The organism is Acinetobacter sp. LMB-5, assembly GCF_001541635.1.
Taxonomy (GTDB): Bacteria; Pseudomonadota; Gammaproteobacteria; order Pseudomonadales; family Moraxellaceae; genus Acinetobacter; species Acinetobacter pittii.
In genome coordinates, this window is record NZ_LRDR01000031.1 from 1 (window position 1) to 251 (window position 251).

The following is a 251-nucleotide window of genomic DNA, read 5'->3' on the forward strand; positions in this document are numbered from 1 at the left end:
ATTGGGCAAACTAGCGCAGGTTTCGGTATGTGCGTTACGAGTTCGGTGTTCTCAATTGCAGGTGCATCATGGTGTAGCTCTATGGGGGCTACAATGATGGCACATGGGACTAATAACATTTATGAAGCCTCATATAACATCACAGGTAACATAGTTCAAAACTGGAAAGGAACATATACAGGTGATTATGGGGATGCTGATGGATATGTTCGAAAAACATATCAACGTATAGCTAAAGAAAAGGGGTTTGA

1 protein-coding gene is annotated in these 251 nt (G+C 41.4%); it reads left to right on the forward strand.

From position 1 onward, the window contains the following. Positions 1–251, forward strand: a 251-nt coding sequence (locus AW165_RS18330; protein WP_155859653.1) for a DUF4225 domain-containing protein, incomplete at both ends; no start/stop codon positions are given.